The organism is Photobacterium sp. TY1-4, from assembly GCF_025398175.1.
Classification (GTDB): domain Bacteria; phylum Pseudomonadota; class Gammaproteobacteria; order Enterobacterales; family Vibrionaceae; genus Photobacterium.
On record NZ_CP099734.1, the window covers coordinates 105125 to 127319 of the forward strand.

23 protein-coding genes are annotated in these 22195 nt (G+C 56.1%); 18 read left to right on the forward strand and 5 right to left on the reverse strand.

Going from position 1 to position 22195, the window contains the following annotated elements; translation table 11 throughout:
• The first annotated feature begins 268 nt into the window (after positions 1-268).
• Positions 269-1273, forward strand: a complete 1005-nt coding sequence (locus NH461_RS00455) for an acyltransferase (RefSeq protein WP_261601421.1) — start codon at positions 269-271, stop codon at positions 1271-1273.
• A gap of 22 nt (positions 1274-1295) precedes the next feature.
• Here NH461_RS00455 and NH461_RS00460 read toward each other — a convergent pair whose 3' ends face one another.
• A complete protein-coding gene (locus NH461_RS00460; protein ID WP_261601422.1) occupies positions 1296-1628 on the reverse strand; it encodes a DUF2500 domain-containing protein in 333 nt (110 codons plus the stop codon).
• Positions 1629-1876: 248 nt separating this feature from the next.
• Between NH461_RS00460 and NH461_RS00465 the strand changes: the two genes are divergently transcribed.
• From NH461_RS00465 to NH461_RS00485, 5 genes are all read left to right on the forward strand, one after another.
• Positions 1877-2242 (forward strand): DUF4145 domain-containing protein, encoded by a 366-nt coding sequence (locus NH461_RS00465; RefSeq protein ID WP_261601423.1) that lies wholly within the window; start codon positions 1877-1879, stop codon positions 2240-2242.
• A 1057-nt stretch (positions 2243-3299) separates the two neighbouring features.
• Entirely contained in the window at positions 3300-3923 is a 624-nt protein-coding gene (locus tag NH461_RS00470; RefSeq protein ID WP_261601424.1) for a lysoplasmalogenase, read from the forward strand.
• Between the two features lie 69 nt (positions 3924-3992).
• On the forward strand, positions 3993-4307 hold the full coding sequence (locus NH461_RS00475; RefSeq protein WP_315903231.1) for a DUF2007 domain-containing protein: 315 nt from the start codon (positions 3993-3995) through the stop codon (positions 4305-4307).
• Positions 4308-4491: 184 nt separating this feature from the next.
• A complete protein-coding gene (locus NH461_RS00480) occupies positions 4492-4731 on the forward strand; it encodes a YecH family metal-binding protein (RefSeq protein WP_261601425.1) in 240 nt (79 codons plus the stop codon).
• 159 nt (positions 4732-4890) lie between these two features.
• The gene (locus tag NH461_RS00485) at positions 4891-5484 is read left to right on the forward strand and encodes a YhgN family NAAT transporter (protein ID WP_261601426.1); all 594 of its coding nucleotides are present in this window, start codon (positions 4891-4893) and stop codon (positions 5482-5484) included.
• A 45-nt stretch (positions 5485-5529) separates the two neighbouring features.
• On the opposite strand, the gene NH461_RS00490 is transcribed toward NH461_RS00485, so the two are convergent.
• Together NH461_RS00490 and rsmD are read right to left on the reverse strand one after the other, a co-directional pair.
• The gene (locus tag NH461_RS00490; RefSeq protein WP_261601427.1) at positions 5530-5796 is read right to left on the reverse strand and encodes a DUF1145 domain-containing protein; all 267 of its coding nucleotides are present in this window, start codon (positions 5794-5796) and stop codon (positions 5530-5532) included.
• A complete protein-coding gene (gene rsmD, locus NH461_RS00495) occupies positions 5793-6398 on the reverse strand; it encodes a 16S rRNA (guanine(966)-N(2))-methyltransferase RsmD (protein WP_261601428.1) in 606 nt (201 codons plus the stop codon). The genes NH461_RS00490 and rsmD overlap by 4 nt, the downstream gene beginning before the upstream one ends.
• A gap of 84 nt (positions 6399-6482) precedes the next feature.
• Here rsmD and ftsY point away from each other — a divergent pair, with 84 nt between their 5' ends.
• The 9 genes from ftsY to glpD all read left to right on the forward strand — a co-directional run bounded on the left by ftsY (position 6483) and on the right by glpD (position 16447).
• A complete protein-coding gene (gene ftsY, locus NH461_RS00500) occupies positions 6483-7850 on the forward strand; it encodes a signal recognition particle-docking protein FtsY (protein ID WP_261601429.1) in 1368 nt (455 codons plus the stop codon).
• Between the two features lie 3 nt (positions 7851-7853).
• Positions 7854-8522 (forward strand): cell division ATP-binding protein FtsE, encoded by a 669-nt coding sequence (gene ftsE, locus NH461_RS00505; RefSeq protein WP_261601430.1) that lies wholly within the window; start codon positions 7854-7856, stop codon positions 8520-8522.
• Positions 8512-9438 (forward strand): permease-like cell division protein FtsX, encoded by a 927-nt coding sequence (gene ftsX, locus NH461_RS00510; RefSeq protein ID WP_261601431.1) that lies wholly within the window; start codon positions 8512-8514, stop codon positions 9436-9438. The genes ftsE and ftsX overlap by 11 nt, the downstream gene beginning before the upstream one ends.
• Before the next feature lie 131 nt (positions 9439-9569).
• The gene (gene rpoH, locus NH461_RS00515) at positions 9570-10430 is read left to right on the forward strand and encodes an RNA polymerase sigma factor RpoH (RefSeq protein ID WP_261601432.1); all 861 of its coding nucleotides are present in this window, start codon (positions 9570-9572) and stop codon (positions 10428-10430) included.
• Between the two features lie 509 nt (positions 10431-10939).
• Positions 10940-11263 (forward strand): thiosulfate sulfurtransferase GlpE, encoded by a 324-nt coding sequence (glpE, locus tag NH461_RS00520; protein ID WP_261601433.1) that lies wholly within the window; start codon positions 10940-10942, stop codon positions 11261-11263.
• Positions 11264-11286: 23 nt separating this feature from the next.
• The gene (gene glpG / locus NH461_RS00525) at positions 11287-12129 is read left to right on the forward strand and encodes a rhomboid family intramembrane serine protease GlpG (protein WP_261601434.1); all 843 of its coding nucleotides are present in this window, start codon (positions 11287-11289) and stop codon (positions 12127-12129) included.
• Between the two features lie 364 nt (positions 12130-12493).
• A complete protein-coding gene (gene glpT / locus NH461_RS00530; RefSeq protein WP_261601435.1) occupies positions 12494-13864 on the forward strand; it encodes a glycerol-3-phosphate transporter in 1371 nt (456 codons plus the stop codon).
• Between the two features lie 97 nt (positions 13865-13961).
• Complete coding sequence (locus NH461_RS00535; RefSeq protein WP_261601436.1) at positions 13962-14723, forward strand: DeoR/GlpR family transcriptional regulator; 762 nt, start codon at positions 13962-13964, stop codon at positions 14721-14723.
• Positions 14724-14929: 206 nt separating this feature from the next.
• Positions 14930-16447: a glycerol-3-phosphate dehydrogenase gene (gene glpD / locus NH461_RS00540; RefSeq protein ID WP_261601437.1), complete on the forward strand. Its 1518-nt coding sequence runs from the start codon at positions 14930-14932 to the stop codon at positions 16445-16447.
• Positions 16448-16511: 64 nt separating this feature from the next.
• Here glpD and NH461_RS00545 read toward each other — a convergent pair whose 3' ends face one another.
• Positions 16512-16925 carry a flagellar basal body-associated protein FliL gene (locus tag NH461_RS00545; RefSeq protein WP_261601438.1) on the reverse strand — a complete coding sequence of 138 codons (414 nt, stop codon included), beginning with the start codon at positions 16923-16925 and terminating at the stop codon, positions 16512-16514.
• A 173-nt stretch (positions 16926-17098) separates the two neighbouring features.
• On the opposite strand from NH461_RS00545, the gene NH461_RS00550 reads away from it, so the two are divergent.
• Positions 17099-17647 carry a chorismate--pyruvate lyase family protein gene (locus NH461_RS00550; RefSeq protein ID WP_261601439.1) on the forward strand — a complete coding sequence of 183 codons (549 nt, stop codon included), beginning with the start codon at positions 17099-17101 and terminating at the stop codon, positions 17645-17647.
• Positions 17638-18498, forward strand: a complete 861-nt coding sequence (gene ubiA, locus NH461_RS00555) for a 4-hydroxybenzoate octaprenyltransferase (protein ID WP_261601440.1) — start codon at positions 17638-17640, stop codon at positions 18496-18498. Before NH461_RS00550 ends, ubiA begins: the two co-directional genes overlap by 10 nt.
• Before the next feature lie 242 nt (positions 18499-18740).
• On the opposite strand, the gene plsB is transcribed toward ubiA, so the two are convergent.
• Complete coding sequence (gene plsB, locus NH461_RS00560; protein WP_261601441.1) at positions 18741-21191, reverse strand: glycerol-3-phosphate 1-O-acyltransferase PlsB; 2451 nt, start codon at positions 21189-21191, stop codon at positions 18741-18743.
• Between the two features lie 323 nt (positions 21192-21514).
• Between plsB and lexA the strand changes: the two genes are divergently transcribed.
• A complete protein-coding gene (gene lexA, locus NH461_RS00565) occupies positions 21515-22135 on the forward strand; it encodes a transcriptional repressor LexA (protein ID WP_261601442.1) in 621 nt (206 codons plus the stop codon).
• Positions 22136-22195 lie beyond the last annotated feature (60 nt).

A 22195-nucleotide genomic window follows, 5' to 3' on the forward strand; every position in this document is an offset into this window, starting at 1 on the left:
TGTGGCGAATGGTCAGAATATTGATTTCAACTATGAAAGTGGTTGAGGATTAGTCGGCGGTCTGATTTTTGAAGAAACAAACACTTAGTTGACAGTATGAATGTCTGATGTGATCACTATCACGAAAATAAACATTGATGGCTGTTGGCCGCCAAAATTGAAACGGCTCGGTAACATGTCGGTGGTCTTTTGCATGTCCTGATCGCACCGGTCGTGCGGCAGACTCAGTGCTATAGTGGAACAAACAAGTGGCAGGCAGGGGAAGCCGGTGAGAGAGAAGGTGGTTTTTTTTGATGTGCTGCGCTGTGTGGCCGCCTTGGCAGTGGTGACCATTCACGTGCTGGGTCCTTACCGCGAGCAATTGGGGGTGATCAGCGACAGTGCGTGGAGCACGGCTATTGTCCTGAACAGCTTCAGTCGTTGGGCGGTACCGATTTTTATCATGATCACCGGTGCGCTGATGCTCTCCGATACCCGGCCGTTTGCGCCTGGGTATTATGTCCGGCGGCGGCTGGGCAAGGTGCTGATCCCGTTTCTGATCTGGTCTCTGTTTTATGCCGGCCTCTCAGGCCTGAGCGCGGACGGTTATGATGCCGGGCACGCCTGGGAAACACTGAAGCACATGCCTGAGCACGAAACCTATTACCATCTGGGTTTCTTCTACTACTTTCTGCCGTTGTATTTTGTGGTGCCATTTTTACGCTATTACGTCCAGCAGGCTGATCGGATCGGGACCCTGGGGCTGACGGTGACCTGGCTGGCGATGACGGGGTTGTATTTGCTCTCGGTGGATGGCCTGTGGAGTGAGCAGTTGCTCCTTTACAGCGGCTATCTGTTGTTGGGATACAGTCTGTTTGTCTATCGCTGGCCGGCATTGCCCTGGCTTATTCTGCCGGGCATTGCGGCATTGTTGCTGACGGCTTATATGGTGATCAGCCATAGTCTGGCGGCGGGGGAATATACCGTGGGCCGTTGGCTGTCGTATAAAACACTGAACACGGCCGTGATTGCGGCATTGGTGTTTGCTCTGTGCCGGCACTGGAGTGAGCGGATGTCTGCGCGCTGGCTCCGCGGCGCAGCGTTTGTCAGTCGCTACAGTCTGGGCATTTATCTACTGCATCCGATCTTTCTCTGGCCGGTGCGGGCCTATGACTGGTACTTCGCCCATCCCCTCATCATGATCCCTTTTTGGACCCTGATCATCACCGCCCTGGCGCTGGGAGCCAGCTGGTTGCTGGCGAGATACCGCCTGACTGCGTGGCTGGTGCCCTGAGCACAGCCTTGATCGGTTTGTGCTAGTCGCGCTGGAGCGCGAAATGGCGGAATGTCTGCCCCTGGTAGGTCATGGTGCCGCGATCGCCGGGGTTGAGCGCATGGTAGTAGTGAACACCAACCTCGAATTCCCGTTTCGGCCCGCCCCGAAGTGGCTGCACATAGATCCAATAGGCTTCGCTGTCTTCCCCCGGCCGCGCTCCGGTTACGGCAATGCTTTGTTTGTCCAGGATTTCGACCTGCACGGTTTTTTCCGGAGCTTGATCCCCCTGTACATGGCGGCGGTAGATCCGCAAGGCGTAGAAAGCAGAGAGGACCAGTAATCCGGTGACCATAAAAATGAGCGGGGTGGGCATGGTTGACTCCTGGCTGACGTGAGAGAGAGAAACCGCTGTATTATGAAAGAAGGGGCACCGCAGGCGTACCCCGGGACGGAGAAACTGTGACCTCTTTTGGTTTTCTGGACCGGGATGCAGGGCGTTGATACCTGGAGGGGATGATCCGGGATGGCTTTTAAGTCTATGATTTAACAATGTACAGAAGGCTTGCATCTCGTCCGTGGCACGATATGTTAGGGAAGAGAGAAGTCGACAGGAGTTCGGGGATGGCGAATATTGAGTTAGTGGTAACACGCACACGGCGCATTGAGCACTTACTGCGCCAGCATTACCATGCGGAAGGCAAGGGGCTGCATCAGCTCATCACCAGTTGTGAGGAGCGTCTGCCCCACGAGATTATCCCGAAATTGCGTTTTGTGGCCACGGTGCGCAATAAAATTGTTCACGAAGATGGTTATCAGCTGGATGACAAAGCAGGATTCCTGGCCGCTTGCAAGGCGTGTGAGTCGGAACTGACGCCACGCAGTGGCCGTTTTGTCTGGACCGTAGCCGCGCTGGTCGTGTTGGGCTTTACGGCGCTGGCCGTGTGGTTTTATTCAGAAAACTGGCACCATATCCGGCTGCTGCCCTGATCGGCCCGGCGATTCTTACCCTACCAGTCAACGGCCGCGAGCGGTGTCCGACGACAACCCCGTTGCGCGGCTGTCGTTTCACCCTGCCTGAAAATGAAAAAGGTGCCCTGAGGCACCTTTTTCGGCAAATTCTGTCGTGATTTAGTAGATCACAGGCAGCGTCATTAAGCCCACAATGACTGCAATCATCACAAGTCCTTGTTTCTGAGAAGATGTAAACATAAGAAAGATCCTCACTCTGCTGCTGTTGATTATATGTTCGACATACTAACACTTTATTCGGTGTTTGATCAATCTCATCTGGTTTTTTGTTATAAAAATAAATTTCATGGTGATGTTTTGCAGCTTTTATCGATAGTTTTTGTTTGTTTTTGATGGGGTTGATTTTGGTTGTGATCGTTTTTGTTGCGTGGTTTTTTTCTTAAGCTGATGATTTTAATGTGTTTATAATGTTAGATTCTTTGGGTCTTTTTTGGGTTCGATATATTATTGTTAGTTTTGTCGCCATATGGCTTCATCGGGTAAAAATTGGGGTTTTATTTTTATTTTAAATCTACTGTGATGGCGATTTGAAAGGGTTGAAAAGAAAGGTTGCATGAATATGCGAACTTTTGTCATATAAGATAATTTTATTCTGGTTATTCGCACTTATTTATCAAGATAGGTTGCAGTGGGCTAAAACAGTGTTTAGTTGACTTGTTGTTTGTTTACCTCCCTGATATATAAAAATAATTTATGTTTGTTCTCATAGGTCTTCTTGCCGGTTGTCTCATGATTTTGGGGAATTGGTGTCATGATGAGTCATTGTGAATGCTATTCAGTGACTATGGCGGTGGGAAACGTTTGCTTTTTTTATCTTGTTGAACAGTCGGTTTCGAGCTGCGGGCTGACAGCTGAGGTGATGTCAGTTTTTTCGGATAGCAGATTTGTTGTGATTGGCAAATGCGTCGTGCGTGATTTTATAAGCGGGGTCTAGTTCTGACGGTTCGCTGCTAGACAATCCGAATTGGGTTCCTAAACTGTCCCTGCTTATAACTATAATGATTTCGGTGATGTTATGTGGGTTTGGTTAGCCATCTCATTCTCTGCCCTTTTACATATGACGGCGGCCTATCATGGCCCGAAGTGGCAGTACTATGTGTTCAAGCCGCTGACGATGGTGCTGTTGCTGATCCTAGCCTGGCAATCCGGGCTCGACTCGGTCTACCGGCAGGCGATTTTTATCGGTCTGCTGCTGTCGACGGTTGGAGATGTGTTTCTCATGTTGCCCAAAGATCGGTTCATCCAGGGGTTGGCCAGTTTTTTGCTCGCCCATACCGCTTATTCGGTGGCATTCTGGAGCCAGATTGATGGCCCGATGGTCTGGTGGTTACCGGCGATGCTGGTGGGCGGGGGGATTATTGTCTTTTTGCTTCTCCTGCCGACATTAGGGGCCATGGCGATGCCGGTCATGGCCTATATTGCGATGATTGTGCAGATGACCTGGGCGGCTGGGGAGTTCTGGTTGACGGTTGGTTCAACCGCGGGTTTGCTGGCGTTGATCGGCGCGTTGGTCTTTATCATCTCGGACACGGTACTGGCTGTCGATCGGTTTCGCGGCCCTTTCCGTGCCTCTACCGGCGTGATCATGACCAGCTATTACTTGGCCCAGGCCTTGTTTACGGCCACATTACTGGTGTAGCGAGCACCCGCTCACGGGGGCGTTTCAAGCACCGTGCGGCCCACGATGGCTGGTCGGAGTGAAGGAGTGATGATGGCGGCATCCTGGATCCGGGTATATCAGGCAACCAATAATCTGGAAGCCCATAGCCTCAAGGGCATGCTGGAACATGCACAGATTGAGGTTGCGCTCAGCGGAGAAAATCTCGCTGCCGCCGCAGGGGAACTGCCTGCGGATGTCCTCCAGGTGAGTCTGTGGGTTCCGGCGGCGCAGGCTGATCGGGCGCGGGCGCTATTGAAGGCGTATGAATCTGCCGGGGAGCGCGAATGGTGTTGTCCGACGTGCGGGGAGCTGAACAGCGGCGCTTTTGAGATCTGTTGGCAGTGCGGGGAAACGCAGCCCTGAGCGACCCGAATGGAACGTCGTCAAACAGAGCTCCGAAATATTCAACATGGCGTTGACCTATCAAACATGTCTTTGCTCTACTAAACATAGATTTGAAATGACACTTTTTTGCGCTGGGTCAACGCCGTCGCGAGCGGGTGTGATTTAATCGGTGTTCCAGTCAAGCGCCCAGATGAGGACAACGATGAATTCAATCCATGCCCATACGGTACTGAACCTGTTGCTGGCGGCAGAAACGCCGTATACCGAGCAGTCGCTGCAGCAGGCCATTGCGGCGAGTTATGGTGAGCACGCCCGGTTTCATACCTGCAGCCTGCAAGATCTGACTTTAGAAGCATTACTGGTATTTTTCCTGGAACGCGGCAAAGTCGTGCGCGAAGGCGATACCATTGTGGCTAACCCGGCCATGATGTGCAGCCACTGACCGCGAGCGAACCGCGCCTGCCGCAATGATCCGGGTGGTAAAAAAGTCGCCACCCGGGTGCTCAGTTGTTATACTCTCCTGCCGTCGCTCGATCGCCTGGTCGATGCTGCCCACTATCTCTAATCTTCTGAATATTTTTCTCTTTTTGAGGTCTGCTCTGTGGAAATTATCTCTGCAGCGGTCATGCTGTTTCTGATCATGGACCCGCTCGGCAATTTGCCGGTGATGCTGTCGATCCTGCGCCATATTGAACCGAAACGACGTCGGATTATCATGATCCGGGAGTTATGTATTGCACTGGTGATCCTGCTGGCGTTCTTGTTCGGCGGCCAGAAAATGCTCAACTTTCTCCATGTTTCCACGGAAACCGTCAGTATCTCGGGCGGCATCATCTTGTTTCTGATCGCGATCCGAATGATCTTCCCGACCCCGGGTGGGGTGACCGGTCTGGCGGCCGGTGAGGAGCCTTTTATCGTGCCGATGGCGATCCCGATGATAGCCGGTCCGTCGGTGCTGGCGTCGCTGTTGCTGCTGTCGAATCAGGAGCCGGGGCGGATGTGGGACTGGGTGGCGGCCGTGTGCCTGGCCTGGGGGGCGACCTTTGTGATTTTGATGTTTTATGAGGTGTTTAACCGCTTGTTGGGCGAGAGAGGCCTGAAAGCCGTGGAACGACTGATGGGCCTGTTGCTGATCATGATTTCGACCCAGATGTTCCTGGACGGGATCCGAAAATTCTTCCAGTTGGGTGTCTAGTCGGCGGGCCAGAGACAGCGCGAGGCCGGTGGGCCTCGCGTTGGGTTACATCATGTGCTTGCGGCGGATATCCAGTAGCGCGAAGATGCCGAAGATCAGGATCGACCATTTCTCCCAGCGGCTCATGGCGATCTTGTCGCCGAAGGCGCCGAGGAAAATCAGCATTTGCAGGCCGTGCATCATCAGCAGGAAGCCGGTCATGATGTACAGGGCCATTGCGGCCACGCCCGGGAAGGGATAGAAAATATTGATGAGCAGAATCAGCCAGACAAAGCCGATGGCTGCTTTCGCCAGGGTAATTAGCACTTTCATGATGCGTCTCTCTCGTAGAGCCGGTAGCTGACCTGACCGGCAGTTTTTTCCTTGTATAAATGCCAATGGGCCGGCGTTTCCGGTAAGCCCAGCTCCTTTTCCGCCTCGATATAGATGATGGCACGGGGTGCCAGCCAGCCATTATTTTCCAGTCGCAGGATCACTTCAGGCAGTAAGTGCTTGCGAAATGGCGGATCAATAAAGATGATATCAAACGGCGTACCCGGTTTGTCGAGAAAAACCAGGCTGTCGGTTTGATGGATACGGGCATTGTCGGCCCCCAGAGTCTGGCGGTTTTGTTCCAGTTGCGTGGCCGCCTGGCGGTCCAGCTCCAGCATGGTGACGCTGTCGACCCCGCGGGAGAGCGCTTCAAAGCTCAGGCTGCCGCTGCCGGTAAACAGATCCAGGCAGTTCGCCTGATACAAATCGGGAGCCAACCAGTTAAAGACGGTTTCTTTGACCCGGTCGGTCGTTGGTCGGAGACCTTCAACATCGTGTACTGGCAGTTTGCGTCCGCGCCAGCGTCCGCCGATGATCCTTACGACCCCTTCCCGGCGGTGATCGGGCTGATTTCGCCCGGATTGTTGCCTGCGTCTCGTCATAGATTTATTCGACCGTTGAGAAAATGTTAGTATACAGCAGTTTTTAAGCTGCAAATTGTACCAATCAAGCTTTAGGATTTGCCAATGGCAGAAAAAAAGAAACGCGGATTATTTTCGTGGCTGGGTTTTGGTTCTGAAGAACAAACCGAGCAAACCGAGCAACAAGCCGCCCAGGCGGAAGAGAAAGCAACATCGGCGGACGACGCAACGCTGACTTCGCAGGAGTCGTCGACGGCGCAGTCAGCCACGGAACAGCCTGCGCCGGAAACGGCTGAGACGAGCCGCGAGGCCGTGCAGGACGTTGAGCCGGAAGTTGTTGTTGTTGCGCCGCATGAGGCTGCCGAGATCGAGCAGCCTGCTACAGCGGAACAACCGTCGGCCCAGGTATCTGAAACACAAGCACCGGAAACCCTGGCACCTGAAACAAAAGCACCTGAAGCCCAGGTTGCAGAAGCACAGGGTTCAGAAGCCGAGCAACCGGCCGACGAAGGCAGTGCGGTTCAGAGCGCCGAGCAGGAAAAACCGAAAAGTGAAGGCTTCTTCGCCCGCCTGATGCGCGGCCTGAAGAAAACCAAATCCAATATCGGGTCTGGCTTTGTCGGTTTATTCCGCGGCAAGCAGATCGACGATGATCTGTTTGAGGAGCTGGAAGAGCAGCTGCTGGTGTCCGATGTCGGGATGGATACCACGCTCAAGATCATTGAGAGCCTGACCGAAAAAGCCGATCGCAAGGCCCTGAAAGATGGCGAAGCGCTGTATGGTTTGCTGAAAGAAGAGCTGGGTGAGATGCTGGCGAAAGTCGAGCAGCCGCTGGTGATCGACACCACGCGCAAGCCATACGTGATCCTGATGGTCGGGGTGAACGGCGTCGGGAAAACCACCACCATCGGCAAGCTGGCCAAGCAGTTCCAGAGCCAGGGTAAATCCGTGATGCTGGCTGCCGGGGATACCTTCCGCGCCGCGGCGGTGGAGCAGTTGCAGGTGTGGGGTGAGCGCAACAATGTGCCGGTGGTGGCCCAGCATACCGGCGCCGACAGTGCATCGGTGATTTTCGATGCGATCGAGTCGGCCCGCGCCAAAAACGTTGATGTGGTGATTGCCGATACGGCCGGCCGCCTGCAGAACAAGAGCAACCTGATGGAAGAGCTGCGCAAGATTGTACGGGTGATGAAGAAAGTCGACCCGCAGGCGCCGCACGAAATCATGCTGACAGTCGATGCCGGGACCGGGCAGAATGCGATCAGCCAGGCCAAGCTGTTCAGTGACGTGGCGCCGGTGACCGGGATCACCCTGACCAAGCTGGACGGGACCGCCAAGGGCGGGGTGATTTTTGCCATTGCCGATCAGTTCAATATCCCGATCCGCTACATTGGTATCGGCGAGGGGATTGACGATCTCCGTCCATTCGCGGCCAATGAGTTTATTGAAGCACTCTTTAGCGACGAGGAGTAAATCGTGATCCGGTTTCAGCAGGTCAGTAAAGCTTATCGGGGCGGGCGTCAGGCCCTGCAAAAAGTGGATTTCCACCTTCAACCAGCGGAAATGGCGTTTTTAACCGGACACTCCGGGGCCGGTAAGAGTACCTTGCTGAAACTGATCTGTGCCATTGAGCGGCCGAGTGACGGCCAGATTTTTTTCAATGGCCACGAGATTACCCGAATTGAAAACAAGCATATCCCGTTCTTGCGCCGCAATATCGGGATTATCTTTCAGGATCATAAGCTGTTGATGGACCGCAGTGTCTACGACAACGTGGCCTTGCCGCTGCGGGTCGAGCTGGCTTCGGAAGCGGAAATTAAACGCCGGGTGTCGGCGGCGCTGGATAAAGTCGGGTTGCTCGACAAGGCCCGCTGCCTGCCGCTCCAGCTCTCGGGCGGGGAGCAGCAGCGGGTGGGCATTGCCCGGGCGGTGGTGAACAAACCGCGGTTGTTGCTGGCCGACGAGCCGACCGGGAACCTGGACGCAGCCTTGTCGCAACAAGTCATGCAGCTGTTTGAAGAGTTTAACCGGGTGGGGGTGAGCGTATTGATGGCCACCCATGATACCTCCTTGCTCAGCACCCATAATTACCGGCGTCTGGATCTGCACCAGGGGCACCTACGGGAGGTCGCACGTGGCGCGTAAACAACCGGGCTTTTTTGCCGTCCATAAAATGCAATGCCTCGGGGCGCTGTCGGAGCTGATGCGACGGCCGTTGGGCAATCTGCTAACCCTGGCGGTGCTGGCGTTTGCCCTGACGTTGCCGGCCAGTTTTTACCTGCTGGCGAAAAATATCACTCTGGTGGCTCAGGCCTGGCAGAATCCGACGCAGCTGACGGTGTATCTGGCACCGCAGGTATCACCGGGCACCGCGACTCAGCTCTCCGAGCAACTTGCTGCCTGGCCGGAAGTGGAGAATGTGCGCTATATCTCGCCGCAGCAGGGGCTGACAGAGTTTCGGGAGCAGGCCGGGTTTGCCCAGGCGCTGACATTGCTGGAGGAAAACCCGCTGCCGGCTGTGGTGGTGATCCGTCCGGTGGCGGCGTGGCAGGGCAGTGATCAGGCCGCACAGCTGGCAGCGAAATTGCGTGCTGAGGCGACGGTGGACGAAGTGCGGCTCGACAGCGACTGGCTGCAGCGTCTGGCGGCGATTAAGTCGCTGGCGATCACCCTGGCGGCGCTGATTTCCGGCCTGATGCTGTTTGCGGTGTTTCTGATTGTCGGCAACACCTTGCGCCTGCAGGTGCTCAACCAGAAAGACGAGATCCAGGTGATGAAGCTGGTGGGCGCGACCGACAGTTTCATCCTGCGCCCGTATCTCTATACCGGGGCCTGGTATGGTTTGTTGGGCGGGATCGCCGCTTGGGTGCTGGCCGCAATCGTCACTATACTGCTAGATGGCGCGGTCGCGCAGTTGGCCGCACTCTACGACAGCGGGTTCCGGTTGGTCGGCCTGAGCTGGGATGAGACCCTGATCCTGTTGATGACGGCGGCGTTTCTCGGGCTGCTGGCGGCCCGGTTGTCGGCCGGACGTCATCTGAAAGAAATTGAACCTGTGTAAATTTTCGGACTCTACAGATGGGTCATGTGGCGAGAATGCACATGACGGCTTGCAATGTTGGCCCTTTTCCGGGCATCATTACAGGTTATGACGATGTTCCATCAGTACACAAAACACACGAGGTTTGTTGAATGGCACAAGAAATGACTTCATTGGCGTTAGTTTCTACAGACAGCCTGGACAGCTACGTTCAGAGTGTCAACGGCTACCCGATGCTGTCGGCGGAGCAGGAACGTGAGCTGGCGGAGCGCCTGCATTACGAGGGCGATATTGATGCGGCAAAGTCGCTGGTCATGTCCCACCTGCGATTCGTAGTGCACGTGGCGCGCGGGTATTCCGGCTATGGTTTGCCGATGGCGGATCTGGTTCAGGAAGGCAACATCGGCCTGATGAAGGCGGTGAAGCGGTTTAATCCGGAAGTCGGCGTGCGTCTGGTGTCGTTTGCGGTCCACTGGATCAAAGCTGAAATTCATGAGTATGTGCTGCGCAACTGGCGTATTGTCAAAGTCGCCACCACCAAGGCGCAGCGCAAACTGTTCTTCAACCTGCGCAAGGCGAAAAAGCGCCTGGGCTGGTTCAATAACGACGAAGTCAACATGGTTGCAGAGCAGCTCGGGGTCGATGCCAGCGAGGTCCGTGAAATGGAGTCCCGTCTGGCGGCGCAGGATCCGACCTTTGAAAGCCCGGTTGATGATGATGATCGCGACAGCGGCTTCAGCGCGCCGGTTTATTTCCTGGAAGACAAATCATCCGATGTGGCCCTGAGTTATGAAGAGAATAACTGGGAAAGCCATGCCACCAATCGCCTGTCTCAGGCGTTGGCCTGTCTGGATGAGCGCAGTCAGCACATTGTCCGCTCCCGCTGGCTGGATGAGCAGAAAGCAACCCTGCAGGAGCTGGCTGAGCATTACGGAGTGTCTGCGGAAAGGATCCGTCAGCTCGAAAAAAATGCGATGAAAAAGCTCAAAGAAGCGGTGGGTGACAGTCTCTGAGGATCCTTGGAAACTATCCACAACGATCCGCACAAGAAACCGGCCTGGCGCCGGTTTTTTTGTGCTTGATTTCTGGGGCGCAGGTCACATTTATGGCCTGAAATTCGAATGAAAGGTAAACTTATCCACAGATTATGATCGGATCCGATCTACATGTAGTGGATCCTCTGGGCACGAAACACATTATCAACGCTATTCACAGATTTTTCCACAGCTGGTGATTATTTGTGCGTCTGGTGGGCGCAGAGGTTTGGCAGGAGACCTTCAACCCTGGCATGGCCTGGATGAGTGCCCCCGGGAGCCGTCGGGTCAAAGCCCTACTTTCTGTGCGAGGTTGTGAGTAACTTTGTGGGGTACAATGGCGTCCTGCGCTGACGACTTTGGACCGTCGCTCGGGGAACCCAAAACGGAGGATCATCACAGTTTTGGACCGGGGCGGATCCTGGCGGGATCAGCAACGCAATAACCCTAATGCTGACAAGGTCAGCAGGACTTCAGTGAGGCAATGAATGGATCAGTTCGAGCATATATCGGTAGAGCAGGCGTTTGAGCTGCTGCAACAAGCGGACACCGGGGCCGTGCTGGCCGACATCCGCGACCCGCAGTCGTTTGGTCTGGCGCATCCGGAGTCGGCGTTTCACCTGACCAACGAGACCATGGTCGCGTTTATGGAGCAGGTCGATTTCGAGCAGCCGGTGATCGTGATGTGCTACCACGGGATCAGCAGCCAGGGCGCGGCCCAGTATTTGATTAATCAGGGCTATGAGACGGTTTACAGCCTGGATGGCGGGTTTGAAGCCTGGCGTCGACAGGCGTATCCTTGTCACCAATAGGTATCATCCTCACGGAGACTCAGATGTATCGGTTAGCCGGATTAAACAACCCCCGCCTGGCGCAGGCATTTATTGACTATATGGCGTCACGGGGGATCCCTATGAGTCTGGCGCCGGAGCCGGAAGGGCGGTTCGCGATCTGGCTGGAAGACAGCCAGTATCTGGTAGAAGCCGAGGCTGAACTGAGTTTGTTTCTGGCCAATCCCGACGATAGCAAATACCAAGCGGCCTCGTGGGCGATGGCTGAGTCCCGCACGGCTCGGTTTTCCTACCATAGTCCGGATCTGCTGGCGATCATCCGCGCCCGGGCCGGGCCGTTTACCCTGGCGGTGATGATAGCTGCGATGGGGATTTACGGCTTGTGGCTGTTCGGGTTCGAGCAGCCGGTGTTCCGCTGGCTGCATTTTCCGCTGATGCAGGGGGATGAGTGGCAGCTCTGGCGTTTTTTCTCCCACGCGCTGCTCCATTTCTCGACCTTGCATATCCTGTTCAACTGCCTGTGGTGGTGGTTGCTCGGCGGTCAGCTGGAGCGCCACAGCGGCAGCGCCAAGCTGTTGCAGGTGTTTCTGCTCTCGGCCCTGATCTCCGGATTCGCCCAATTCTGGTTTTACGGTCCGGGTTTCGGGGGGCTTTCCGGCGTGGTGTATGCCCTGTTGGGGTATGTGTGGTGGATGGGATGGCTGGCGCCTGAGCGCGGTCTGGCGATCCCCAAACCTTACGTTGTCTTTATGCTGGTGTGGTTGGTGATTGGTTTTGCTCAGCCGATGGGGATGTCGATTGCCAATATGGCCCACTTGTTCGGGTTATTCAGCGGTTGTGCGATTGCGCTGGTCGACGGGAAGCTGCGTCGCCCGGCCCGCAGCTAGGCGAGGCCCGAAGCGGCGAATGCTGCTCGGCTGAACCGACCGGGTGGCGAACCGAATGGAGCCGATACCCGGCACTCCCGCGACTCCGAAGATCGGTACGCAAGCCTGCTCAATTCCTCTTTCTCCCTTCATGTTCACTGAACCTGTTGATCTGTCAGCCTACGTCTTACTTTTTACAAAAAAGATAGAGTTAATACTCTATATGTTAATAATTAATCTTCGTTTTTGATTCCTTTCACATTTTATTATCGTCTTTCGAGCAATAATTTGCACATTATGAGTACTTTTGAGTATTTTCGCTCATCATTTTTTTGCGTTTACGCAAACCATCGCTAACAGAACGACAACTTCTAAGGAAACTTTTATGTTTGGCATTTTCAAACCCGCCATGCATACGGATCGGCTACCGGACGGCCAGATCGATCCTGTGTATAAGCGCCTGCGCTGGCAGCTCTTTTTCGGTATTTTCTTTGGTTACGCCGGGTACTACCTGGTGCGCAAGAACTTCAGTCTGGCAATGCCGCACCTGATTGAAGAATACGGCTACAGCCGTGGTGATCTGGGTGTGGCCCTGGCCGCGGTATCGATCGCTTACGGTTTGTCGAAGTTCCTGATGGGGAGTGTCTCGGACCGCTCCAACCCGAGATATTTCCTGGCCGCCGGTTTGACGATGTCGGCCCTGGTGATGCTGTGCTTCGGCTTTATGCCGTGGGCAACCGGCAGCATTGCGGCGATGTTTATCCTGCTGTTTCTAAACGGTTGGTTCCAGGGCATGGGCTGGCCGGCGTGTGGCCGGACCATGGTGCACTGGTGGTCGCGCAAGGAGCGTGGTGAGATTGTGTCGATCTGGAACGTGGCCCATAACGTGGGCGGCGGCTTGATCGGTCCGATGTTCCTGCTGGGCCTGTGGGCGTTCAATGATGACTGGCGTGCGGCTTTCTACGTGCCGGCGTTCTTTGCCCTGCTGGTGGCGGCATTTACCCTGCTGGTGATGCGTGACACCCCGCAGTCGTGTGGTCTACCGTCGATTGAAGAGCACAACAATGATTACCCGGACAGCTACGACAAATCCCATGAGCAGGAGATGACGGCGAAGGAAATCTTCTTCAAGTATGTCTTCAACAATAAGCTGCTGTGGTTCATCGCGGTTGCCAACGCCTTCGTTTACCTGATCCGCTACGGGGTGCTGGACTGGGCGCCGGTATACCTGAACGAAGTGAAACACTTTACCGTCGATAAGTCTTCCTGGGCTTACTTCCTGTACGAGTGGGCCGGGATCCCGGGCACCCTGCTGTGTGGCTGGATGTCGGATAAATTCTTTAAGGGCCGTCGTGCGCCGGCGGGTATCCTGTTCATGGCGTTGGTCACCATTGCGGTATTGGTCTACTGGTTCAACCCACCGGGCAACCCAACGGTTGATATGTTGGCGCTGGTTGCAATTGGCTTCCTGATCTATGGTCCGGTGATGCTGATTGGTCTGTACGCCCTGGAGCTGGCACCGAAAAAAGCGGCAGGGACGGCTGCGGGTCTGACCGGCCTGTTCGGTTACCTGGGCGGCGCAGTGGCAGCGAATGCGATCCTGGGTTACACCGTGGATCACTTCGGCTGGGACGGCGGCTTTATGGTGCTGACGGCGTCTTGTGGTCTGGCCATCTTCTTCCTGACCCTGGCCCTGATTGGCGAGAGCAAGCTGCATAAGGAAGTTGTGCAAGCGCAGGCCGGGCAAAATGCGTGATTGAGATCGCCATCATTGGCATCTTGGCAACGCACTAGGTAATATGACAAGGCTTCGCATTCGCGGAGCCTTGTTGCAACTAGGAGCCGCGTGAGCAGTGAAGCAAAGCAAACGTCATCAGGAAATCATCGATCTCGTTAAAACCCAGGGGTACGTCAGCACCGACGATCTGGTAGAGCGTTTTAACGTGAGCCCGCAAACGATCCGTCGTGACCTCAATGAGCTGGCGGCAGACAACAAAATCCGTCGTCATCATGGTGGCGCCACCATCCCATCCAGCTCGGTCAATACCTCATACAGCACTCGGAAGGTGATGCAGCTGGCGGAGAAAGACCGGATTGCCCAGGCGATGGTCCGGCATATTCCGGACGGGGCGACGTTGTTCATTGATATCGGCACCACGCCTGAGGCGGTGGCACGCGCGCTGCTCAACCACCACGATTTGCGGATTGTGACCAACAACCTCAATGTTGCCAGTATTCTGACCGGCAAGGATGATTTTCGGGTGATCCTGGCCGGCGGTGAAGTGCGCAACCGCGATGGCGGGATTGTTGGTGAAGCCACGCTGGACTTTATCTCCCAGTTCCGGCTCGATTTCGGCATCATGGGGATCAGCGGCATTGACCTCGACGGCTCGCTGCTGGACTTCGATTACCATGAAGTGCGGGTGAAGCAGGCGATCATTGAAAACAGCCGTTGTGTGATGTTGGGGGTGGATCATACCAAGTTTGGCCGCAACGCCATGGTCAATCTGGGCGACATCAGCCAGATCGATATGCTGTTTACCGATCAGCAACCGCCGGAAGAGCTCAATAAGCGCCTGGTGGAGAACGAGATCCACCTCGAAATCATCAACTGAGCCGTCGCTTTCCCCCGACCACGGACCCCTCACGGGCTGCCTCAAAAAAGGCAGCCCGTTTTTTTTCTATTCTTGTTACCTGTCTCATACTTATGTAACAAAGCGAAAATATAAATGATGATCTTCGTCAACACATGATCTATTATGTTCGCAATCGAGCATTTTTGAGCGTTTTTGAAATTTTTATTTTCGATTGAGGTGGGGATATGAAGGTTGCGACATCTGAAATTCTGGATTTGATTGTAGTCGGCGGTGGGATTAACGGTGCCGGGATTGCGGCTGATGCCGCCGGTCGCGGCCTGAAAGTCGGGTTGTTTGAAGCCAGCGACTTTGCCTCGGCGACCTCATCGGCCAGCTCGAAGCTGATCCACGGCGGCCTGCGTTACCTGGAGCACTATGAGTTCCGTTTGGTCGGGGAAGCCCTGGCAGAGCGGGAAGTGCTGCTGCGCAAGATCCCTCATATTGCCCGCCCGATGCGCTTTCGTCTGCCGCATCGTCCGCATCTGCGCCCGGCCTGGATGATCCGTGCCGGCCTGTTCCTGTACGACCACCTGGGCAAGCGCACCACGCTGCCGGCCAGTCAGGGGCTGAAGTTCGGCGCTGACTCGGTGCTGGTGCCGGAAATCACCAAAGGTTTCGAATACTCAGATTGCTGGGTCGATGATGCGCGTTTGGTGATTTTAAATGCCATGGAAGTCGCGGCCCGCGGTGGCGAAGTGCGCAACCGCTGCAAAGTGGAAAAAGCTGAGCAGGACGGCGTGCTGTGGCAGGTCACTGTTCGGGATACGATCACCGGCGAGACGTTTGAGCGCCGGGCCCGTGCGCTGGTGAATGCGGCCGGTCCTTGGGTGAAAGCGTTTTATGATCAGAGCCTGGCGACCAAATCCCCGCGCAACATTCGTCTGATCAAAGGCTCCCACATTGTGGTGCCGCGTGCCCATGACGAGCCGCAGGCCTATATTCTGCAAAACGAAGACAGCCGGATTGTGTTTGTGATCCCGTACCTGGACCGCTTCTCGATCATCGGCACCACGGATGTTGAGTACAAGGGCGATCCGCGCGAAGTGGCGATCGACGACAGTGAAATCGACTATTTGCTGAAGGTTTACAACAATCACTTTACCCGCAAGATGGCCCGTGAAGATGTGGTGTGGACCTACAGTGGGGTGCGCCCGCTGTGTGATGATGAGTCGGACTCGCCGCAGGCAATCACCCGCGACTATACCCTGGAGCTGGAGCAGACCGGCAACCAGCCGCCATTGCTGTCTATTTTCGGCGGCAAGCTGACCACGTACCGTAAGCTGGCGGAAGCGGCGATGACCAAACTGGCACCGTTCTTTCCGCAAATGGGGCCGGCCTGGACGGCGGATGCGTTCCTGCCGGGCGGCGAAGCACACTTCGACGGCCAACAGCTGGCAACGCAGCTGCAGCAGCAGTGCCCGTGGCTGTCCCGCTTTACCGCAGAGCGTATGGCGACCAACTACGGGACCCGTGCCCTGACTCTGCTGGACGGGATCTGTGAAGAAGCTGAAATGGGCGAGCACTTCGGGGAAGGTTTCTATGCCCTGGAGCTGGATTACCTGATGAAGCATGAGTTTGTTCAGGATGCCGAGGATGCCCTGTGGCGTCGCAGCAAACTGGGCCTGTATCTCAGTGCGGCACAGCAGCAGGCAGTGGCGGGCTATATCGCCGCAAAGCAGTTGGCCCGCTCGGCTGCGGCCTGAGCTGAATCAGCATGAAAAAGGCGCTCAAAATGAGCGCCTTTTTCTTTTGATGCCCAAGGGCCCGTTACTGGTACAGGTATTTGGTAAACAGCAATTCGGTGAGAATGCGCTGGCGGGTTTCCATGATCAGCAGCTCGTTGACCTTGTTCAGGCACGCCTGGCGGATTTCTTCCCGTCCGGCCAGCGATTTGATCCGGGCCTCCGGCTGCTCACCGATGATGTTGATAATGGCATCGCGGATCAGCGGGGCGTGGTGCTCAACGTCTTTGATCAGGGACGGGTCGGCCACCATCAGGTCAACCTGGAGGCGCAGGTAACCCAGTTTTTTGCCTTGGGTGACATAGTTGGTCGTGATGTCCGGCTCCAGGGTGTAGTAAGTGTATTGCGGCGCAGCCGGGCCGTCCTCGTCAGCCATGGCCTGAAAAGGCACCGTCAGCACGGTCGTACACAGGGCCAGGGCAAAAAATAGTGATCTCATTATGACACTCATTCTGGATTGACCGCCGTTGGCCGGCGGTGAATTGCGTTCTTTCGATCGTAACGATATTCGTACCCGTTACGGCTTGCTACAATAGTGTTTCCTTATGGTAATCAATTAACAGAGCTCTACCAAGCCCTTGCTGGCGACGTGGTCGAGTTTTTATTATAAAGATGTCGAAATTCAAGCAGTTGTACAAACCTTTGCTGGATGGTGCCCAGTGGCAGTGCCCGCAGGACATTGCCGTGGAAGACACAGCGTTCGGGCCCTGGTTGCTTGAACCCGATTCGCTGTCGCGACGTTTTCAGCGCTATTGCGAGCATTTCACCGTGACGCTGCTGGAGCAGCGGGTGATTGGAAATCACCAGTTGCAGGCCGACGAGCGGGCCTTGCTCGGCGAGGCCGACTGCCTACTGCGCAAGGTGGTGCTCAAAGGCGATGGGGTGCCCTGGGTGTTTGCCCGGACGCTGATCCCGCAGACCACCCTGACCGGTCAGGAGCAGGATCTGGAGCAGTTGGGCGAAATGCCGCTGGGCTTTCGGGTCTTTACCGACCGCAGCGCCCGCCGCGATGCGCTGATGGTGGCCCAGGTTCGTGAAGCGGCCCATTCCCTGTGGGCACGTCGCTCCCGGTTGTGGGTCAACGACAAGCCGATGTTGGTTGCTGAATTGTTTCTTGAACAGGCCCCGATCTATGCAAAGGAGACGCAAAGTTGGAATTAAGCAAAGCAAAAGCCTTTTGGCAACTCGCGCGATTTGACCGCCCGATTGGGAGCCTGCTGCTGCTGTGGCCGACCTTATGGGCGTTGTTCCTGGCCGCAGACGGTTGGCCGGATCCACGGGTGATGGTGGTTTTTGTCCTCGGGGTGTTCCTGATGCGAGCGGCCGGATGTGTCATCAACGATTATGCCGACCGTCATTTTGACGGCCACGTGAAGCGCACGGCGCAGCGGCCGATGCCGTCGGGGAAGGTGTCTGAGCGCGAAGCGTTAGGTCTGTTTGGGTTGCTGGTGGTGGCGTCCTTTTTGCTGGTGCTGACCATGAACCCGCTGACGATCCAGCTGTCGGTGGTGGGTTTGCTGCTCGCTGCCGCATACCCGTTTATGAAGCGCTACACCCACCTGCCGCAACTGGTACTGGGGATGGCATTTGGCTGGTCGATCCCGATGGCCTATGCGGCGCAGGCCGGTGCGCTGCCGGAAACGGCCTGGTTGTTGTTTGTCGCCAATATTCTCTGGACCGTGGCTTATGACACCCAGTATGCGATGGTCGATCGGGATGATGATTTGAAAATCGGCATCAAGTCGACGGCGATCCTGTTTGGCCGCTTTGACAAGATGATTGTCGGCCTGTTGCAGCTGGGGACGGTCCTGCTGCTGATTGTTGCCGGTTCTCTGCAGCAACTGCACCCGATCTACTTTTGGTTCCTGCTGCTGGCATCGGCGCTGTTTGTCTATCAGCAGAGGCTGATCCGCGGCCGCGAGCGTGAGCCTTGCTTTAAAGCCTTTTTGAACAACAACTACGTTGGCATGCTGGTGTGGTTGGGGATGGCGGTGAGTATCGCTTTGAGCTGATCGGTATATCTTTTTGACATCCTTTGAAAAAAGCGCCGAATGGCGCTTTTTTTGTGGCCGCCGTGATCATGGTGACCATGTCAGCAACCCGTTTGTGTTGTGGGCGAGGGGACGCGCGGGCAGGGCTTTTAGGCGGTCGTGTCCCCAAAGCTCAAACACCTGAACGCGGGTGGGCCGCGAGATAAAAAAAGCTGGCCCGGAGGCCAGCTCAGTGTTTCTGAGGTGAAAAGCAACTGCGCGTTTTAAGTCTCCGGCGTCACTTCTTCGACTTTCTCTTCCCGGCTCATGACGGCCTGAATGGTCAGTTTGACCTCCGGGGAAACCAGCGCGGCCAGCTGATCGGCCAGGGTTTCGACCGGGCGCGAGACGGCATGGCAATCTTCGTTCAGATAGCCTTCGCTGCGCAGGGTCTTGACCAGGGTCGCGAACACGCCTTTATCGAAGAATTCTGGTGCATTGATGCCGTGCAGCCGGCTCAATCGCTGGGCCATCATCTGGCTCTGTTGCTCCAGATCGCTCTTCATCAGTTGCGGCTCAGAGCGTAGCAGGGTCAGGGCAATGGCATAGCGTTGCAGGGTTTCGGTGATGGTGCGGGCCAGCAGTTGTAGCGGACCGATCCGGGCACTGTTGAGGGCCACGGTTGTGCCGTCGCGCAGGATCAGCCGCTGGCGGACCAGCTCGTCAATGTGGCCTTCGATGGCCTCGATCAGCTCTGCCTTGGTGTAGCGCAGGAACAGCTCGGCCTTGAGGAACGGGTAAAGCCGTTCGACCTGCACCCGGATCGCCTCGACGGACAGCTGCTGGTGCTGGACCACGATGTGGGCGATCAGCGACGGCAGCGCAAACAGGTGGATGATGTTATTGCGATAATAGGTCATCAGGATCGACTGCTGGCGATCCAGCGACACGATCTCGCCCAGGCTGTCGCGCTCAACCAGGAATTTATCCATGCTCAGGGCATGTTCAACCAGCGTCGCGGTGTCGTCGGTCGGAATCGTACACTGCGAGGAATACGGCACGTTACGCAGCAACTGCAGGTAGCAGTCGATCTGCTGCTCCAGCTCTTCTCGGCTCAGGGCGCGTTGGCGCGAGGCCAGCAGGGCCAGGGCACACAGGGTCAGGGCATTGGTTGCCGCGGCATCGTTGATGTGGGTCATCATCTTGTTGGCCAGATCATTGACCACCGGGTTCAGCCATTGCGGGCGCTGCGGCTCAATCGGGTCGATGTCCTGATGCCAGGTCGGCACCTGCTCGTTGAGGTAGCTGTTGAGCGGGATCGGCTCGCCGAAGTTGACGTAGCCTTGGCCCAGATTGCGCAGTTTGCGCAGGGTCCGCAGTACCTGGCCGACATTTTCCTTCTCTTTGCGCTTGCCGCGCAGCTCTTTGGCGTAGGTGCCGACTTCCATCACGTGCTCGTAACCGATATACACCGGCACCAGGGTGACCGGGCGGTTCAGCCCGCGCAGCATCGCCTGGATGGTCATCGACAGCATGCCGGTTTTGGCCGGCAGCAGGCGGCCGGTGCGGGAGCGGCCGCCTTCACTGAAGTATTCGACCGAATAGCCCTTGGCAAACAGCTCCGCCAGGTACTCGCGAAAGACCGTGGAGTAGAGGCGGTTGCCCTTGAAGCTGCGACGGATAAAGAATGCCCCGCCGCGGCGGAAAATCGGTCCGGCCGGGAAGAAGTTGAGGTTGATCCCGGCGGCAATGTGCGGCGGCACCATCCCCTCGCGATACAGCACGTACGACAACAATAGGTAGTCCATGTGGCTGCGGTGGCACGGCACGTAGACGATCTCATGGCCGTCCTGTGCCAGCTGGCGTACCCGCTGGGCATTGTGGACATTCAGGCCTTGGTAGAGCTTGTTCCACAGCCAGCCCAGGAAGCGATCGCCGCGTTTGATCAGCGAATAGGAGAAATCGGCCGCGATCTCTTCCATCATGTCGATGGCTTCTTTGCGGACTTTTTCGATCGGTACATCCCGGCTTTGGGCTTCTTCGGCGACCACTTTTTCAATCGCTTTGGAGGCCAGTAGCCGCTTGAACAGCGCATGGCGGTCCGGCAGTTTCGGTCCGGATGCGGCCAGTTGCTGTCGGGAAAAGTGGATCCGGGCGACCCGGGCCAGCTTGTGGGCGATGGAGTCATCGGTGCCGTGGCGGTCAGCCATGTAGCGCAGCGAAACCGGGGTGCTCAGGCGCACCATACAGTCGCGGCCGCTGCCCAGCACGGCGACAAATTTCTCCGGGCCGTTGAGCGGGCGCAGGATCGGCTTCTGGCTCTCTTCCCGGCCCGGCTTGCGGCCCCAGAGGATCGCGGCCGGGACCACCTGGACATCCAGCTCGGTGTCTTGTTTGTGCTGCTCTAGCAGGGCGGTGAACAGCGCCAATGATGCCCGGGGCAGCTCGCCGTCCGAGCCAAACACGCTCGGCCCGTCTGCGACATAGACATAGCGATCAAACAACTGTCCGCCCAGCTCCAGCGGGGACAGGGGATCGGGTAGGCCTAACGCCAGGGCGCTGCTGCGCAGGGTCATTAAATCCGTGTTCGAGCGGAACGGCAGGATATAGATGATGGGACGCGATAAATCCAGCGCCAGATCCGCGACCGGGTCTGATGGTATGGAATGGGTTTTAACCAACAGAGAAAGCGGCAAATTCAACAATTTTCGATAAACTTTCTGCCAACTTGACATATATTTACTAGCCTCGAAATCCTAATGCGTGGCAAGGATAGCAGAAAATGCCGGGTATTTTACGCTGAAATGCGACATCTTGACGGTGAAAGATCTGATTTCAGGAAATTTTATGCTAACCCATTGTTTCTTGGTGGCGGGGTTGAAGCGTAACGGGGATTTCGAAGAAGAAGCCAGCGCGTTCGTGACACAGAGCCCACAGGATGGACCAGCTGGACTTGTGCCTGCCGGGGGAATTGCTCTTTTCGTAAACAATTGTCTTTTCAACTTTGTTAACACTGGATATACTCACAGTGAACTGTATAAAAAGACAGGATTGAGCCATGAAGCCGTTAACGCCGCGCCAACAAGAAGTCTTTGAATTGATCAAAGCCAGGATTGAAGAGTCCGGAATGCCGCCTACACGCGCAGAGATCGCCCGTGAACTGGGCTTCCGCTCGGCCAACGCTGCCGAAGAGCATCTCAAGGCGCTGGCCCGTAAAGAAGTGATCGAGATTATCCCCGGTGCCTCCCGTGGGATCCGGGTCCTGGGTCTGCACGATGAGCAATCGGAGCAAGGGCTGCCCCTGATTGGCCAGGTCGCGGCCGGGGAGCCGATCCTGGCGCAGGAGCACGTGGAAACCCATTATGAGGTCGACCCGGCCCTGTTCAAACCGCGCGCTGATTTCCTGTTGCGGGTCAACGGGATGAGTATGAAAGACATTGGGATTATGGATGGTGACTTGCTTGCCGTACATAAAACCCAGGATGTCCGCGACGGCCAAGTGGTTGTGGCGCGGGTTGAGGATGACGTGACCGTGAAGCGTCTGGAGCGTAAAGGGTCCCAGGTGCTTCTACATGCCGAGAATGAAGCCTTTGCGCCGATTGTGGTCGATCTCAATCAGCAGCAACTGACCATTGAGGGCATTGCGGTCGGGGTGATCCGCAACACCGACTGGATGTAATCCGTGCCGGGCTGCCTTGGCAGCATGCCCGCTTTGAAATCGTCAGGCCCGAAACCTGGC

Excerpts from the sequence above, each read along its gene's own strand:
- NH461_RS00460 (WP_261601422.1), bottom strand. The coding sequence starts at position 1,628 with ATGCCCACCCCGCTCATTTTTATGGTCACCGGATTACTGGTCCTCTCT.
- NH461_RS00465 (WP_261601423.1), top strand. The coding sequence starts at position 1,877 with ATGGCGAATATTGAGTTAGTGGTAACACGCACACGGCGCATTGAGCAC.
- NH461_RS00470 (WP_261601424.1), top strand. The coding sequence starts at position 3,300 with ATGTGGGTTTGGTTAGCCATCTCATTCTCTGCCCTTTTACATATGACG.
- NH461_RS00475 (WP_315903231.1), top strand. The coding sequence starts at position 3,993 with ATGATGGCGGCATCCTGGATCCGGGTATATCAGGCAACCAATAATCTG.
- NH461_RS00480 (WP_261601425.1), top strand. The coding sequence starts at position 4,492 with ATGAATTCAATCCATGCCCATACGGTACTGAACCTGTTGCTGGCGGCA.
- NH461_RS00490 (WP_261601427.1), bottom strand. The coding sequence starts at position 5,796 with ATGAAAGTGCTAATTACCCTGGCGAAAGCAGCCATCGGCTTTGTCTGG.
- rsmD (WP_261601428.1), bottom strand. The coding sequence starts at position 6,398 with ATGACGAGACGCAGGCAACAATCCGGGCGAAATCAGCCCGATCACCGC.
- ftsY (WP_261601429.1), top strand. The coding sequence starts at position 6,483 with ATGGCAGAAAAAAAGAAACGCGGATTATTTTCGTGGCTGGGTTTTGGT.
- rpoH (WP_261601432.1), top strand. The coding sequence starts at position 9,570 with ATGGCACAAGAAATGACTTCATTGGCGTTAGTTTCTACAGACAGCCTG.
- glpE (WP_261601433.1), top strand. The coding sequence starts at position 10,940 with ATGGATCAGTTCGAGCATATATCGGTAGAGCAGGCGTTTGAGCTGCTG.
- glpG (WP_261601434.1), top strand. The coding sequence starts at position 11,287 with ATGTATCGGTTAGCCGGATTAAACAACCCCCGCCTGGCGCAGGCATTT.
- glpT (WP_261601435.1), top strand. The coding sequence starts at position 12,494 with ATGTTTGGCATTTTCAAACCCGCCATGCATACGGATCGGCTACCGGAC.
- glpD (WP_261601437.1), top strand. The coding sequence starts at position 14,930 with ATGAAGGTTGCGACATCTGAAATTCTGGATTTGATTGTAGTCGGCGGT.
- NH461_RS00545 (WP_261601438.1), bottom strand. The coding sequence starts at position 16,925 with ATGAGATCACTATTTTTTGCCCTGGCCCTGTGTACGACCGTGCTGACG.
- NH461_RS00550 (WP_261601439.1), top strand. The coding sequence starts at position 17,099 with ATGTCGAAATTCAAGCAGTTGTACAAACCTTTGCTGGATGGTGCCCAG.
- plsB (WP_261601441.1), bottom strand. The coding sequence starts at position 21,191 with ATGTCAAGTTGGCAGAAAGTTTATCGAAAATTGTTGAATTTGCCGCTT.
- lexA (WP_261601442.1), top strand. The coding sequence starts at position 21,515 with ATGAAGCCGTTAACGCCGCGCCAACAAGAAGTCTTTGAATTGATCAAA.